Annotated in this window: 10 protein-coding genes; all 10 read left to right on the top strand. The window is 35.5% G+C overall.

Annotated features, from left to right (window positions below; all coding sequences use genetic code 11):
* Nucleotides 1–7 precede the first annotated feature (7 nt).
* The 10 genes from AC4AGG_RS04870 (at nt 8) to rlmD (ending at nt 17452) form a co-directional block, all read left to right on the top strand.
* On the top strand, nt 8–862 hold the full coding sequence (locus AC4AGG_RS04870) for a BadF/BadG/BcrA/BcrD ATPase family protein (protein ID WP_489770864.1): 855 nt from the start codon (nt 8–10) through the stop codon (nt 860–862).
* 100 nt (nt 863–962) lie between these two features.
* Nucleotides 963–3251: an NADP-dependent malic enzyme gene (locus AC4AGG_RS04865; protein WP_489770863.1), complete on the top strand. Its 2289-nt coding sequence runs from the start codon at nt 963–965 to the stop codon at nt 3249–3251.
* Nucleotides 3252–3467: 216 nt separating this feature from the next.
* The gene (locus tag AC4AGG_RS04860) at nt 3468–3806 is read left to right on the top strand and encodes a helix-turn-helix domain-containing protein (RefSeq protein ID WP_489770862.1); all 339 of its coding nucleotides are present in this window, start codon (nt 3468–3470) and stop codon (nt 3804–3806) included.
* A gap of 331 nt (nt 3807–4137) precedes the next feature.
* Complete coding sequence (locus AC4AGG_RS04855) at nt 4138–4644, top strand: hypothetical protein (protein ID WP_489770861.1); 507 nt, start codon at nt 4138–4140, stop codon at nt 4642–4644.
* Nucleotides 4645–4705: 61 nt separating this feature from the next.
* A complete protein-coding gene (locus AC4AGG_RS04850; protein ID WP_489770860.1) occupies nt 4706–5485 on the top strand; it encodes a GLPGLI family protein in 780 nt (259 codons plus the stop codon).
* Nucleotides 5486–5794: 309 nt separating this feature from the next.
* A complete protein-coding gene (locus AC4AGG_RS04845) occupies nt 5795–6274 on the top strand; it encodes a hypothetical protein (protein WP_489770859.1) in 480 nt (159 codons plus the stop codon).
* Nucleotides 6275–6618: 344 nt separating this feature from the next.
* The gene (ruvA, locus tag AC4AGG_RS04840) at nt 6619–7203 is read left to right on the top strand and encodes a Holliday junction branch migration protein RuvA (protein WP_489770858.1); all 585 of its coding nucleotides are present in this window, start codon (nt 6619–6621) and stop codon (nt 7201–7203) included.
* Nucleotides 7204–7274: 71 nt separating this feature from the next.
* Nucleotides 7275–14246, top strand: coding sequence for a T9SS outer membrane translocon Sov/SprA (gene sov / locus AC4AGG_RS04835; RefSeq protein WP_489770857.1), 6972 nt, complete (start codon nt 7275–7277; stop codon nt 14244–14246).
* A 104-nt stretch (nt 14247–14350) separates the two neighbouring features.
* On the top strand, nt 14351–15892 hold the full coding sequence (locus AC4AGG_RS04830) for a TlpA family protein disulfide reductase (RefSeq protein WP_489770856.1): 1542 nt from the start codon (nt 14351–14353) through the stop codon (nt 15890–15892).
* 147 nt (nt 15893–16039) lie between these two features.
* Complete coding sequence (rlmD, locus tag AC4AGG_RS04825) at nt 16040–17452, top strand: 23S rRNA (uracil(1939)-C(5))-methyltransferase RlmD (protein ID WP_489770855.1); 1413 nt, start codon at nt 16040–16042, stop codon at nt 17450–17452.
* Nucleotides 17453–17494: the final 42 nt, after the last annotated feature.

The following is a 17494-nucleotide window of genomic DNA, read 5'->3' as shown; positions in this document are numbered from 1 at the left end:
TTAAAACATGATTGCCATTGTAGACGGTGGTTCAACCAAATGCGACTGGATGATTTTGGATCAAGACCATAAGTTCCATCTCAAAACCGAGACGATAGGATTTAATCCTAATATTATAAAAGCCGAGCTTATAGCGCCAGAAATCGAAAGTAATACTCATCTTAATCCTATTAAGAATCAGGTTACTAAAGTTTTTTTCTATGGTTCTGGTTGCGGTGTTATAGAAAACCAGATGATAGTGAAAAACGAGATTCAGAAAGTTTTTTCCAAGGCTGAAATCAGCGTCAAAGAAGATATGACTGCAGCCGCATATGCAGCTTACAACGGAAAGCCTGCCATTGTGTGTATTCTCGGTACTGGTTCTAATTCTTGCTACTTCGATGGTAAAAATGTAAGAATAGAGCTCCCTTCGCTTGGATTTCTGATCGGTGATGAAGGAAGTGGAAGTGCTATGGGAAAACATTTGCTCCGAAGATATTTTATGAAAAAACTTCCTGCGGATTTGCATCAAGAATTTACCGAAAAATATCATCTTACGATTGAGGATGCCGTCAAAAATATGTATCACAATCCAAGAGCTAATGCCTACTTGGCTGATTTTAATAGGTTTGTTGTCGAAAGAAAACAGCATCCTTATTTTCAGAATATGATATTTGATGAAATGAAAAATTTCCTTGACTATCAAGTTCTTCCTTACGCTGAGGCCAAAGATGCCGAAATCAATTTTATTGGTTCAATTGCTTACTTCTATGAAGAGTTTCTTAGAGCAGCTGCAGCCGATCTTAATCTTACTGTAGGAAGAGTCGTACAGAAACCTATCGAAAGCCTTGTGGAATATCACAAGAATTATATTCTCGATTAATTTTTTTTAAACTATTGGGAGCAATCTTGTTCCTATTTTTAATACCCCGAATTGTGCGTTTTGGGAGTCAATAATTATCAACAAAAACAGAATAAAATATATGTCAAATAAAACCAATAGAGATATTAAAAATTTTAGAAAAGCCGCTTTGGATTATCATAAAGCTGAACCAAAAGGAAAGATTGAAGTTTTGCCTTCGAAACCGCATTCGTCTCAGCGTGATTTGTCTTTGGCATATTCTCCTGGTGTTGCGATTCCTTGTATGGAAATCTACGAAAAACCAGAAACCGTCTATGATTACACCGGAAAGGGAAATCTTGTCGCTGTTATTTCTAATGGTACTGCCGTACTTGGTTTGGGAGATATTGGAGCAGAAGCTTCGAAACCTGTGATGGAAGGAAAGGGATTGTTGTTCAAGATTTTTGCGGATATCAATGTTTTTGATATTGAAATTAATGAAAAAGACCCTGATAAATTTATAGAAATCGTCAAGGGAATTGCACCAACTTTTGGAGGAATTAATTTGGAAGATATCAAAGCACCAGAAGCATTTTATATCGAAAATAGGTTAAAGGAAGAACTTAATATTCCTTTGATGCATGATGACCAACACGGGACAGCTATTATTTCGGCGGCAGCATTGATTAATGCTTTGGAAATTTCTGGTAAAAAGATTGACGAAGTCAAAATGGTTGTCAATGGAGCGGGAGCTGCGGCAATTGCTTGTACCAAATTGTATATTGCTTTAGGCTTGAAGAAAGAAAACGTTCTCATGTGTGATAGCAAAGGTGTTATCAATGATCGAAGAGAGAATTTGACTTCAGAAAAAATTGAATTCATCGTTAAGACGGATAAAAATACTTTGGATGAAGCGCTGGAAGGTGCGGATGTTTTTGTTGGTCTTTCCAAAGGAAATGTCATGACTCCAGAAATGCTTAATAAAATGGCAGATAATCCGATTGTTTTCGCATTAGCGAATCCTGATCCTGAAATTGATTATCATTTGGCAACTCAGACTAGGAAGGACGTTATCATGGCAACCGGAAGAAGTGATTTTCCTAATCAGGTGAATAATGTTCTTGGTTTTCCGTATATTTTTCGAGGAGCGTTAGATGTTCAGGCGGCTGGAATTAATGAAGCGATGAAATTAGCCGCAGTACACGCCATTGCTGACTTAGCGAAAGAGCCAGTTCCAGAAAATGTGATGTTGGCTTATAATCTAAAAAATTTGAATTTCGGAACGGAATATTTTATCCCAAAGCCTTTTGATAACAGATTGATTACGAGGGTGTCGATTGCTGTTGCAAAAGCTGCAATGGAAAGCGGAATAGCGGGGAAGATTATTGAAGACTTCGATGATTACGAAAATCATTTGTTGGACAGAATGGGTCGTGATGAAAAACTCATCCGAATGATGCAAAACCGAGCTAGATCCAATCCAAAAAGAGTCACGCTTGGAAACGCTGAAGAATACAATGTTTTGAAAGCAGCTCAAATTCTTTATGAAGAAGGAATTGCTCATCCTATTTTGTTAGGGGAGAAGAAATATATCAAAGAACAAATGGAAAGATTCGGGATTGATTTGGACGTTCCTATTGTTGATCCAACGGATGAAGACCAAACCGAAAAAAGAAAAATCTATCGTGATACTTTGTGGAAGCTTCGCGAAAGAAAAGGAATGAACGAATATAAAGCGCGTCGTTTTGTTCGTCAAAGGGATTATTTTGGTCCTTTAATGTTGAGAAATGGGGATACCGATGCCTTAGTTGTAGGTTTTGCAAAAAGTTATTCTTCGGTAATGAAGCCCGTTCTGGAAGTCATTGATAAAGATAAAGGCGTTGATAAAATCGCTTCTATGATGATGATTTTGAGTGATAAAAAACCAATATTCTTCACCGATGCTTCCATTAACAAGAATCCTAGTTCTGAAGATTTGGTCAATATTGCAAAAATGGCAGAAATGACAGTGAAGTCTTTCGCTATCGAACCCCGAATTGCGATGCTATCTTATGAGAACTTCTCCAATAATTCTGAAACTTCGCAGAAAGTATCGAAAGCCGTGGAGATTCTTCATGAGAAATTTCCACAGATGGTTGTGGATGGGGAAATTCAGCCAGATTTTGCGATGAATGCAGATCATTTAGCAGATTATCCTTTTTCTAAATTAGGAACCAATCCAGCCAATGTCTTTGTATTCCCAAATCTTGAAAGTGCTAATCTTTCCTATAAAATTATTCGTGGAATGAAAGTAGCTCAGGTGGTAGGTCCAATCTTGATGGGATTGAAACAACCTGTCCATGTATTGCAAATGCGTTCTAGTGTGGATGAAATTGTTAACCTTGCGACCATTGCCGTTCTAGATGCGCAAAGGAGAGAAGAGAAAAAATAGAAAAGTTTCTTCTTTTACTACTCCAAAAATTTATAAAATACCGAACTGCTTTTCCTTAGGAATAGCAGTTTTTTATTTATTGCAAATGTAGAATCATCGTAAATTTTATTTTTCAACAGGTAATTCATAAAAATCTGTCGGTTTATTTTAAAAAACCGCATTTACAGGGTCTTTTGTTGCTTTGTTTTTATATTTTCGTTTGGAAAAAACAATTGAATGAAGAAACATAAGCTCGAAGTGATTCGAAAACAGAAGGGTTATACCCAAAAACAAATGGCAGATTTTCTTTGTATGGATGTCTCCAATTACAATCGAAGAGAAAAAGGAAAAACATCAATCTCAAAACAGGAATGGGAAAAAATATGTAAACTGCTTGATATAGAAATAGAAGAGATCATAGAAGCGTCTGTTTATATGAAATCAAAAAACGAAACCTCTTCAAGTCAATGGAAACAATTGACTGCAAAAGTTTTAAGATTAGAAAATGAAGTACAGCAACTCAAAAAAGCAATCCCCCCCCCCCTGAAAAATAGAACTTTGCTTCGGACAGTGTAATCTTCTGTGATTTGCACAAATCGCAATAAAATCGCAAAGGTTTTTTGATAGCTTTGTTAACGTCTGTTACTACTTTTGGTGTTGTGCAGTAATTTATAAGGAACGTTCTCCAAATATCGCTTTTGCAAAAAAAAACACATAAAGACACAAAAAGACACAAGGAAAACAGAGGAGAACGCTTCGAAATAATAGTAAAAGATCCTAATACTTTATTTGCTCAACGAGGGCAGACTTCCTGAACATCTTGCTCCTGCGCTTTTATAGTGTAAAGCAATATATATACTGTTATATATTTGCAAATAAAGTAGGGAGAAAAATAAATTATTTTGAAATGAAAAATTTTTTTGCGACACTTTTTTTATTGATATTTTGTAATGGAATGTTTTCAGCTATGAATATTTCTACAATTCATGATGACGTTAATCTAGAAGATGTTTTTGCTAACAAATTTTATGCTGTGAATTCTGAAGGTCAGAAAAAGATTTTGACTAAAGAGGATATTAAACTGTTTTGGGAACAGAAGTTGGCAGATCAAGGTTATAAGGTGAAAATCGATAATTTTAAAATTATTACTTCAGAAGATGACAACCATAATACCACTTATTTCCTGAAAGCATCAAGCATTGATAACACAATTGAAATCGGAACTTTTTTTAAAGTTACTTCTAGTGGAATGTCTCTTGCGCTTGAGAAAGAATGTACTTGTACAGGATGCGCAAATGGATGTAGTTTAGGTACTTTTGGAACTCAGTGTTCTTGTTCTCCTTGTAACGGACCAGATCAATCATGTACAAAAACTGAAAAAGTTGTTATTAAAGATGTCTCATTTGAGCCATAAAATATTAATCAATTGAGTCACTTTACAACTTGTAAAGTGCTCAATTTTTATATAAAATATTATGAAATTCTTTTTTTTGTTTATTTGTTGTTTGCTTAATGCACAAGGAGTTGATTATTTCTATAACTTCGAATATAGGCCTTATAAGAATGATAGTCTAATTTTAAGGGATGTTTTTGTCTTGCAAAATAATAAAGAAAAGAGTATTTTCTTAAGCAACAAATTTGTAGAAACGGATTCACTCAATAATCTGAGTAATGGTATAGTGAGATATGTAGCACCACAGTTCAATAATATATTGCAATTTGATAAAACAAAAAATGAGTTTGATTTTTTTGAAAAATTCACCTTAAACTATTATGAAGTTAAAAAGAATATCAAACTTAAATGGGTTTTGGAAAGTCAAACGAAAGTTGTTGATAATTTCGTTCTTCAAAAGGCAATAACGAAATATGGAGGTAGAATTTGGACCGCTTGGTTTTGTAAAGAAATTGGACAAGATTACGGACCATATGTGTTCCATGGTTTGCCAGGTTTAATTTTTGAAGTCTATGATGAAGAATTAATATATAAATATTTTTTTGTAAAGAGTAAAAAGAGAATTGGTAATATATGTGATGTTGGTCGTTTGACCGATGAAAAGATAATACCAGTGAGCACAAATGATATGAAGAAATTAAAAAAGAGATATTTTGATGATCCATTGTTTGAGTACAAAACGACAGGATTTGTTTTTCACAAGAGTGATGGGAATCCATACACACCAGAAGATTATAAACAAATGGAGCGCGAGTTAAAAAAAAGTGCAACAAGAAAACTGAATATTGAAATTGAGGAATAGTAAACAATAAATAGCTTAGCCTTATTTTCGACAAATAATACTACTGTTTTGGTAGAAAAGCATTGCGATATTTGCTCTTTTTTGTGAATTGAATACAATAAAAAAACCTAAAAATAAAGATTCATATTTGGTGATAAAATGATACTTTTGCTATTGGACTTATTGAAAAAAAACTACCACCTGCTTTTCCACCGGAAAAGCAGTTTTTTTTGTAGGTATAAAAATGGGTGTTTCTCCTCTTGTGTCTGTATATTTTTGATTTTTATTTTTGGTCATCATCTTATTATTAACCTTTTAAAAATCAAAATGATGAGTACCAACAATCAAATTAGTGTTGAGATTCCACAAGCAGTACTTGACGAGGTTTCTCAGAAATTGCAAGAATGCAAAACTGCTCTTGCTCCATACTTGCAAGCTTTAACAGCGGATCAAAGAATGTCTCTTTTCAAAATGGGGGACAAGACTTTGGCAACTGTACAAAAAATTAAAAATTATTTGGCTACCAATCCAGAGTTTGCTCCTGCTTATATGAGTCAGGAAGAATTTCTGAAAGATGTTGCCCTAACCGAAGCGCTCACTCCTTTGTCCAATCTAGCGCAACAATTATCCACAGATATCTCTGATACCGTGATGCTGGCAGGAAGCGAAGCTTTAACCGCAGGGATGCTATACTACGGAACGGTAAAAGAAGCTGCAACAAAAGGCGTTTCGACCGCTAATCCAGTTTATGATGATCTTCGTCAACGATTTAGTAAGCGGAGCGCCAAGCCTTCGGCTCCAACCTCCTAAGGAATTGCGTTTTGCTATTCAAGATAAGCTTTTAGGTTCTACTAAGCACCTAAAAGCTTATTTTTTTGAGCTAAAAGCCTATTATTTTAAGTTTTTTGCTTGGGCTAGGAGGCTTTTTGGTTTTGTAATGGTATTTTTTGCTTTGCAAAAGAAGCTTTAAGGATTGGGTAATAGCTTTATGGTAGTATGTATAGATTTGGACTTGGATTTCAGTTCTAAGGATTGGAGGTGGTGTCAATATCCAAATACTCTTTCAAGAGATATTTGTCAAAACTACTAGCTGCTTTTCCGTAGGAATAGCAGTTTTTTATATTATATTTTTTACATTTGCTTAAATTCAGTTTATGATTTATTCACTTCGTGGTATTGTACAGGAAGTTACGCCTGCTTATGTTGTTGTAGATGTCGCAGGGGTAGGATATTATGCAGGAATTAGTTTGCAGACTTCCCAACAGTTGGTATTAGGAAAAGAAGTTTTTCTTTATATCCAGCAGATTATCAGAGAGGACGCCCATTTGTTATTTGGATTTTCAACATTATTGGAAAAAGAAATGTTCAATTTGCTGATAAGTGTGAATGGAGTAGGAGCAGTGTCTGCCCTGATTTTATTATCTTCTCTAAGCCTTGATGAAATTGCTAACGGAATACAGAGCGGAAATAGCGGGCTTTTGCAGAGGGTTAAAGGGATTGGTGCTAAGACAGCGGAGAGAATCATAGTGGATTTGAGAGATAAAGTACTTAAATTTAACATCTCTAATGCCGAAGTTTCTCCTTTCACGAATAATAAAGTGAAGGAAGAAGCGTTATCAGCATTGGAGGTACTTGGTATCTCGAAGAAAATGAGTGAAAAAATTGCTGACAAAATTCTAAAACTGAATCCCGAAATTGCTGTGGAGGATTTGGTCAAGCAGATTTTAAAAAATATTTAAAAAATTTAGTGAGGAACACAACACTATATACCCATTTATTGATTCTTTTTTGTGTACTATTTTCTTATGAAATGAGTGCACAGACGCTTCCTTCGGATAGTATTTCTGTTAGGAAAGAGTTTCCTTTACCAGACCCAACAACATACGAAGGTTTTTATGATATCCAGACGGGGATGTACTACGTGTATCCTAAAGTTGGTAATTTGATAACAGGTTCACCAATGGTAATGACGCCAGAGGAATTTCGAGAATTTACCCAAATGAAGGCAACTTCTGCGTATTTCAAGGAAAAATCTGACGCTTATAGTTCCCTTTTTAGGAAGGATCAATCCGAAGCTAAAAAAAGAGGATTGCTGCAAAGTATCAATGTTAATAATAAAATTTTCGAAGCCATTTTTGGCGGTAACACTATTGAGATTATTCCTAGTGGATATGCCTCTTTTGACTTTGGGGGCTTGTATCAGAAGATTGATAATCCCCTTATTCTACCGCAGAACAGAACAAGTTTTTCATTTCTATTAGATCAGAGAATCCAGCTAGGACTTTTAGGAAAAGTAGGTGAAAATTTGCAATTAAAGGCTAATTACGATACCCAAAGTGGATTTTCTTTTGAAAACAGAATGAATCTTGCTTGGCAAGCCAAGGGAACATGGAAAGATTTGCAGACAAAAGGCTTAACCGATCCTAAAACTGGTGGAGAAGACCGTATTCTCAAACGGATAGAGTTGGGTAATGTTAATATGCCTCTTTCTACAAGTTTAATTAGAGGTTCTGAGTCCCTTTTTGGGATCAAAACCGAGTTTCAGTGGGGCAAGACTTTCGGAACGATGGTTCTTTCCCAACAACAAGGGGAGGCCAGAAATATCACTGTACAAGGAGGAGGAGTCGTTAATACCTTCAAGGTGAATGCAATTGATTACGAAGAAAATCAGCATTATTTTCTTGGTCATTATTTCCTCAATAACTATGACAACGCGCTTCTTAATTACCCTCAGATTAACTCTAGGGTTAACATTACAAGGTTAGAAGTTTGGGTTTTGGACCAAGGAAATGGAAATTTAGCTTCACAAAAAGGTATCGTAGGTATTAGAGATCTTGGGGATGGCGCATCTGGTTATCCTGATAATGATCAGAATAATCTCTATGCCTCTATTAATGCTTTAGGTACCGGCCTCCGTGATCTTAATACCGCTTATAACACCATCAATGGACAGTCGCTTCCTAATGCAGCTGGTACTCCAGAAACCTATACTGATGGAGAGCAATTTATTTTTAACAGAAAAGCAAGAAAACTTAGTTCTTCAGAGTTTCAATATAATGCGCAATTAGGGTATATTTCTCTTACCCAAAGGTTAAATGATAATCAATTACTAGCTGTTTCATACTCCTTTACAGTCAATGGTTCTAACACCGTTTATAAAGTTGGTGAATTTTCTGAGGAAAGTCCAGTTTTGGTAACCAAACTTTTGAAACCCAATACAACAGTTAAGACGACTTCTCCAATGTGGAGCTTGATGATGAAGAATATCTATTCTCTTGATGCTTATCAGGTTTCGCAGGATAATTTCATGTTAAATGTTTATTATCGTGATCCGCAAACTGGAGGTAAAGTCAATTATTTACCTAATACCAGTGTTCAAGATATTAACCTTTTGAAGTTATTGAACTGGGATAGACTTAACATTAATGGTGACTTACAAACCAATAGTGCTGGTGAAACTGGAGATGGTGTTTTTGACTACGTTAGTGAAATTACCATTCGTCCAGAACAAGGAAAAGTGATTTTTACCAAAGTTCAACCTTTTGGTAGTTATATGGCATCTGTTGTTGGGAATAACCCGCAATATGTTTTTTCTGATTTGTACACCGAGCAGAAAAATATCGCACAACAAAGTAATTTAGCACTTCGTTACACCATCGAAGGTCACTACAAAGGCTCACAAGGACAGGGGATTTCTCTTGGTGCTATTAATGTACCACAAGGATCTGTGACTGTTACGGCTAATGGAGTTCAATTAACAGAGGGCATAGATTATACCGTTGATTATTTAGTAGGTACGGTGACCATTATTAATGAAGCTATTAAGCAATCTGGACAGTCCATTAATGTTTCTTTAGAAAATCAGATGACCTTCAATACCCAAAGGAAAACCTTCATGGGACTTAATTTGGAACATCGTTTTAATGAAAATTTTATATTAGGAGGTACGGTTATCAAGTATTCTGAAGTTCCTTTGACACAGAAGGTTAATTATGGAGATGAGTCTGTTAATAACACGATGGCTGGACTTAATGTAATGTACAACAGTCCTGCTCCATTCCTTACAAGGGTTACTGATAAGATTCCTTTAGTTAAAACCGAAGCGCCATCCAATGTGAATTTCCGTATGGAAGGAGCGTATTTGTTTCCAGGACTTAATAAAGGAACTAACGGGCAATCTTATATCGATGATTTTGAACAAACAACTTCTAAAATATCTTTAAAAGAGCCATTTTCGTGGAGTCTCGCTTCAAAACCGGAAAAGAATCAAAGTGATCCTATTTTTTCTGGAGCTGGAAGCAGCAATGACCTTTCTAACGGTAATGGAAGAGGATTAATGACGTGGTATAATATTGATCCTCGCTTCTGGGGAGTTGGTGGAAGTCTTCCAACAGGAATCAACGCTGATGCCGTTTCTAACCACGCTTCTAGAAGGGTGAAAATGGAAGAATTATATAATTCCAAAGATCTTGTTGCGGGTGAACAGATTTTCACTAATACTTTTGATATTTCATATTTTCCAAGCGAGAGAGGACCATACAATGTTAATTTGAATGCCGAAACAACATCTCAAAGATGGGCAGGAATTATGAGACCAATTTCGGTGTCTAATTTTGTGAGTTCTAATATCGAGTATGTCGAATTTTGGATGATGGATCCTTATGCTGATGGAAATACTTTGGGAACTAATCCAAAACTTTTGCTTCAGCTAGGAAATGTTTCCGAAGACGTATTGAAGGATGGATATATGCAATATGAGAATGGTTTGCCAACACCTTCCAATGTTACATCAACTACAACATCTAATTGGGGGTCTCAACCTAATCAACCTGCTGTTTTATACGCTTTTTCTACTGAGGGAGACGAAAGAACTGCACAAGATTTGGGTTATGATGGTTTGAGTGGTGCTGATGAAGCAGCTAAGTTCGGAACCAGTTTTACAAATCCTTTTACGAATGAATCGGATCCAGCATCTGATAACTTTTTGTTCTATTTGTCTGATAAATTTACAGGAAGTACTGCTTCTTCTGTACCTGGTCGATACAAGTATTTTAAAAATCCGGAAGGCAATTCCAAAAGTAATTCTTTGGAAGTAGCAACACAGACACCTGATGTCGAGGATGCTAATAACGATTACAATTTAGATCAAAGCGAAAGTTATAATCAATATGAAGTAGAGTTATCCCCATCATCATTACTACTAGGACAAAATCATATCGTTGATGTCAAAACAGTTGATGTCACTTTTGAAAATGGTCAGACTGATAATGTCAAATGGTATTTGGTTCGTATTCCTGTTTCTGATTTTGTGACTACGGCAGGTGATGCTCAACTTTCTGTTCTTAACAATGTAAGATTTGCCAGATTGTTATTGATAGGATTTGATCAGCCATCTACTTTAAGATTTGGTACTTTTGATTTGGTGAGAAGTGATTGGAGAAGATATACCAAAAATATTTTCCCTGACCAATCAGCACCTGTTGGAATTAATGAAGGAACAGTAACGATAGATAACGAAAACTTCGAAGTGGGAAGCGTTAACCTTGAGGAAAACGGACTTAATTCGCCTCCATATGTACTTCCTCCGGGAATTGACAGACAAGTACTGAGTGGAAATGCTGGTGCACAAAGACAAAATGAATCTTCTCTTTACCTTAGAGGAACTGATATTGGTGAAGCTGATTCAGAGTCTAGAGGGGTTTATAAAAATACTCAATTGGATATGCGTCGTTACAAAAAACTGAAGTTGTTTGTACATGCGCAGGATTTAGATAATCCAGCTTCAACTTTATATGACCCAAAAGCTAAATTTTTTATACGTTTTGGAAGTGATGCGACCGATAACTATTATGAGTACGAAGCTTCTTTGAAATTTACTTCAGAAACGGCAACTTCGCCATTAGAAATTTGGCCTGCAGAGAATGAAGTTGATTTTGCTGTTCAAGATTTTGTAAACCTTAAAATTAATAGAGACAAAAATTCGGCAGCTAATATTATTGAAAGATATACCGAAAGTGCATCTACTGATGACAAAAGAATATTTGTAAAAGGGCGTCCATCTTTAGGAAATATTACTACAATAATGGTTGGTATGCGTTCAGCGGGAGGTCTTGGTCCAAGAGGACGTGATTTGGTGCTTTGGGTGAACGAGATTAGACTTGCGGAGATTGATAATGAAGGAGGATATGCGGGAAATGCAAGTTTGAACTTTAATATGGGAGACTTTGCAGTGGTTAATGCCAATGCGGCATATTCTACAGTGGATTTTGGAAATATTGATTCTCGACCAGCAGAAAGAGCTCAATCTACTCAATCGGCATTTAGCGTTAACGCAGCTGTTAATGTTGACAAATTTTTACCAGAAAAAACTGGGATCAAGATTCCAGTTAACTACTCCTATTCTCAGACAACGGATGATCCTAAGTACAATCCTTTGGACACCGATGTTGAGTTTAATAAAGCAGCCAATGCCGCTGAATTAAAACAAATTGCGAGAACTTATACGCAACAGAGAAGTATCGGTGTCGTTAATATGAGAAAGGAGAGGGTTAATCCTGAAAAAAAGACTCGTTTTTATGATATAGAAAACCTCTCTTTAACGATGGTCTATAATGACGATTATTATAGAGATATGTATACCAAGAAAAATTATCAGCAATACTTGAGAGGTAATTTGGATTATAACTTCAACTTCAAACCTTGGGTGATTAAGCCATTTAGCAAAATGGTAAGCGATACCGCAAAATCTGCTAAAAATTTGAAATGGTTCAAAGAGTTCAATCTTAATCCTATCCCAACGAGATTCTCGTTCCGGACAGAGTTAGATAGAAATTATAACGAGTTAGAATTTAGAAATATCGATGCTATTATGAATGGTAATTTCGGGAACGACTTTGATGTCATAAGAAACCGAAACTTCTATTTTGGATGGCAATATGGATTAGAATGGAAATTAGCCAAATCATTAAAACTTGAAGTTAATTCCGCAACTCGAACATTAAATGATAATGTGGATGTAGGTGGAATGGATAACAAATCAATTTTCCAAAGTCCATTCCGCGCAGGAAGACCAGTTTTGTATAATCATAGGATTCAGGCAAGTTACAAACTCCCATTCCAATATTTCCCTGTGATTGATTTTATCACTGCGGAAGTAGGATATGGTATGACTTATAATTGGAACTCTCGTTCGACTGTATTATTGAGCAGTCCTGAAGGTAACCTCGGAACCATTGCTCAGAACACCAATAATATTATGGGTACAGGTAATCTTGATTTTCCTAAATTGTTTAAGAAATCTGGATATTTCCAAAGGATAGACAGTATTATGATGGGTAGAAAGAGAGAAGTTGATTCTTTGAATACAGTCTATACCAAGGCTTGGGAGAAAAAGAAATATCGTTTCAAAAAATATAAATTCAAAAATCATCTTAATGTAGGTCAAAGTATAGCCTATGCTTTAACTTCATTAAGACAGCTAGATTTTAATTATCAAGAAAATAACGGAACGGTGTTACCAGGTCTCCTTTCTGCACCTAATTGGTATGGTTATGGACAAACTTTGGGAGGTCCGACTGCGGGATTCTTATTTGGTTCGCAAGCGGACATCAGAAGAAATGCAATTGAAAATGGTTGGATAAGTAATTCTACTTATATGACCGACTCTTATACACAAATGAAAAATAGAACAATTACGGCCAATTTGCAAGTGGTTCCGATTAATGACTTCCGAATAGATTTTAATATTTTACAGAACTATACGAGGAATTTTGTTCAGGCGGGTTATAATGTAGATGCAGACCCATCAACATCGGCTTTTGATTTTTCTTTTGGAAGTGATTTGGTTACCTACTCTAATACTTCATTTTTGCTGAAAACTTCATTTATGAGCGGGGATGATATCTACCAAAATATGGTTTCCAATGCGAAGCAGATTTCGCAGCGAATGGGTACTCCTAATGCAGATGGATTTGTTGATGGTTACAGCATAGCCAATGCTTATGTTTTGATTCCGGCCTTTAAAGCTGCGGTTGAAGGAAAATCTGTTGATGGATTGATGACAAACCCTCAGAAAGCAGGTTTCCCTCTTCCTAACTGGAGATTAGTGTATTCGGGATTAAGAAATGTACCTATAATTAATGGTCAATTTTCTAAATTTGATATTTTGCATTCTTATACCTCGACTTATACAGCAACAGGTATCCAGTCCAGTATTGACTATTTTAATGATAATTTTGCAACAGATGTTAATGGAGATTTTTATAATCCATTTACGTTCTCTCAGATTGGCTATATTGAGAATTTTTCACCACTTCTTGGTTTTGATTTTACGATGCGTAATAATTTCCAAATGTCCCTTAATTACAATCGAGATAGAACATTCTTATTAGGTCTCGTTAATCATACTTTGACCGAAGATATTGGTAAAGAATACGTGGTTGGATTCGGGTATATTATCAAAGATTTCCGACTCGGAGGAGCTGTAAGAAGAGGAAAGGATGGTAAGAAGATAACAAGCGATCTTAATATTAGAGGGGATTTCAGGTTGAGAGATAATATGACAAGGATTTCTAATATTTTACTGGATGATTCGCAGATAACAGGTGGACAGAGATTGTTTTCGCTTAAACTTTCTGCAGAGTATAATGTGAGCGAAAACCTTGCGCTTCGTTTGTTCTATGATCAGAATATGACCAAGTACAAAATTTCTGTAGCTTTTCCACTTTCAACCGTGAGAGCTGGAATCTCTTTAACCTTCACTTTTGATGAGAACGGTTTCTAAAATAGAGAGTTACCTAATTGATTTTTTAGCAATATTTTATGATAATGTAATTGAATTCTAAATTGATAAACATTATCTTTGCCCAACTTTTTTAAAAATTTAAAATGAAAAAATACGTTGTATTAGTGTTGATGGCCATTTTTATGGTTTCGTGTTCCAAGAAAGTAGAATTCACGGGAAAAGTAAAGGGAGGTTCTCCTTTGGAAAGAGTTGAATTTATTGACGCTTTTGGAGTGGCAACTTTGCCTTTGGTGAATGTTGGTATGGACAAGGATGGTAACTTTAAAGGTAGCTTTGATGCTCCTCATAATGGGATGTACGTTATTTCTTATGGTGGAAAAGAGAATTTGATTTACCTTAAAAAAGGTCAAACTTTGAATATCTCTGGTGATGCAGCAACTTTCCCACAAGAGTTCAAAATTGAAGGGGATGCAAAAAATAATAACGACTTTCTTGTCGCTGTTCAGAAAAATTTAATGACTTATACTCAGAAACTTAATTTGCAAGAAAAATTAGGAAAAGATGAGAAGACATTTATTGCTGAGATGAAGAAAATTCAGACGGATCTAGATAAAAGTATCGATGAGAGTGCGAAGAAATTTAATGCTGATAGCGACGTAGTAGAGTGGAAGAAAAATGACATCAAAACTGGAATTTTGGGGATTATTCCGCAGTACTCTATGTTCAAAAAACAAATGGGTGGTGATCCTAATTTCAAACCTTCCAAATTATTAACTGATTTCGAAAATTCTTTGTTAACGGATAAAGATAAATTAGCTAAAGAACATGCATCTTACAGACAATATCTATTGTCAAAAATGACTGAGGATTTTCAAAAGTATGCGGAGAGAGAAGCAAAAGGGAAAACAGATGTATCTACAAGCGCTTTGTTCAGTGGATATTTGAAGCAAAGAAAAGATCTTTCTCAGACAGAAAAAGATTATTTGTTAGCATTTGTAATTTCTCAAGAGATTAATCCTAATGCTACAGACGAGAATGTTAAAAAGATGGATGAACTTATCAATTCTGAAATCAAAGATTCTAGTGTAAAAAGTGGATTGGTACAAGTTCAGAAAGCGATTTTTGGACTTAAAAAAGGAGAGGTTGTTCCTGCTGGAAAATTAGTAACAGCTGATGGAAAAGACTTTCAATTGTCTTCGCTTAAGGGGAAACCTACAACTGTGATGTTTTATGCATCTTGGACTCCTTATATCAAAGAATCTACTCTTCCAATTGCTAAACAAGTAATGGATTTTTATGGTAAGAATATGAATTTTGCTTTCATTAATTTTGATGATACCAAAGAGCAGTTTGCTAAAACAAGTACTGCACTTTTCAAAGGAAGCATTGCAAAGCAATTATATGCTGATGGAGGAATGTCTGGTGAATTTGCAAAGAATTATGGGGTATATGGTTTCAAGTTAAGACCTTCATTCATCGTACTAGATAAAGATGGAAAAATGGCTGGTAAGCTATACTTTAATTTAGGTGATCCAGAAATGGTGCAATTAATGGACAAGTTAACTGGGTTAACTTCTCCAAAACCTGAAGCAACGTTACAAAATGATTTGTTGATGCCTCAAGATCCACAAGCTGCACCTGCGCCACAACCAACAGAAGCGCCACAACCAGCAGAAGCAAAATAATTGATAATTTCAATTTTATATACAAACCTTGTCTTTTTGGACAAGGTTTTTTGTTTTTTGTGTGGACAATTTAGGTAGGCATTTTCTGTTATTTTCTTTAGGATTGTAGATACGTATTTTTTCGTCAGTAAAACTTACCTTTGCAAAATGTCAAGAAAAAAAAATAAAAATATTATTCTCGAGAATATCAAGCTGATTTCTGCTGGAGCTAAGGGAGTTGCCATTGGTAGAACAGAAGAAAGTAAGACGGTAATGGTTACTGGTGCAGTCCCTGGTGATGTGGTTAATGCAAGAGTGAGAAAGGCTAAATCCAAATATATTGAAGCTGAGGTTTTAGATATCATCGAGGAGTCACCTTTTCGAGTAGAGCCGAGATGTCAACATTTTGGTGTTTGTGGCGGTTGCAAGTGGCAAAGTCTTTTTTACACGAAGCAATTAGAATTCAAGCAAGATGAAGTAGTCAATAACCTCAGAAGAATAGGAGGTTTGGATGGCTTTGAAACATTACCAATACTTGGTTCAGAGGATCAATATTATTACCGTAATAAGATGGAGTTTTCTTTTTCTGATTCGCGATGGTTGACTCAGTCAGAGATTGATTCTTCTGGTAATATTGGTGACCGTAATGCATTAGGTTTTCATATTCCTGGAATGTGGAGCAAGATTTTGGATCTTATAGAATGTTTTTTGCAGGAGGATCCTTCCAACGAAATTCGATTGGCTGTAAAGAATTATGCAGTTGAAAATAATTTAGCTTTTTTTGATGTTAGAAATCAGGACGGGTTTTTGAGGACCCTTATGATGAGACAAAATTCAAAAGGGGAGTGGATGGTTCTTTTTCAACTATTCAGAGAGGAACAGGAGAATCGAGAAAAATTATTTCAATACTTATTGCAGAGGTTCCCTATGATAAAGACGTTGGTTTTTGCAATTAATCCTAAGAATAATGATTCTATCTACGATTTGGATATTATTAATTACTATGGGGAAGGATTTTTGATGGAAGAAATGGATGGTTTACGATTCAAAATTGGACCAAAATCTTTCTTTCAGACCAATTATAAACAAGCATTAGAATTGTATCGCAAAACGTTAGAATTTGCAGATCTGAAGGGGAATGAAGTAGTCTACGATCTTTATACCGGGACAGGCACGATTGCTCAATATGTAGCTAGAAATGCAAAGCAAGTTATAGGAATCGAGGCAGTCCAAGAAGCAATTGATGCAGCCCAAGAACATGCGGAGCTTAACGGATTAGATAACTGTACTTTCTATTGTGGTGATATGAAGGATATTTTTACTGAAGATTTTTTACAAAATCACCCCAAAGCAGATGTCTTAATCACTGATCCACCGAGAGATGGGATGCATAAGAAGGTTGTTGATCAGATACTTAATTTATTACCAGAAAGAATTGTCTATGTGAGTTGTAACTCTGCGACGCAAGCAAGAGATTTGGATTTGTTAAAGGAAAAGTACAAATTGGTTAAGATATTACCTGTGGACATGTTTCCACAGACACACCACGTAGAAAATATTGCGTTATTATGTAGAATATAATTAGAATTCTAACGTAAGTTAGTTGTTATTATTTTAAAAATT

The sequence above is a fragment of the Chryseobacterium sp. CG10_8 genome (assembly GCF_058117085.1).
The sequence above is the reverse complement of the archived record's forward strand: the minus strand, read 5'-3'. Positions and strand labels throughout refer to the sequence as shown.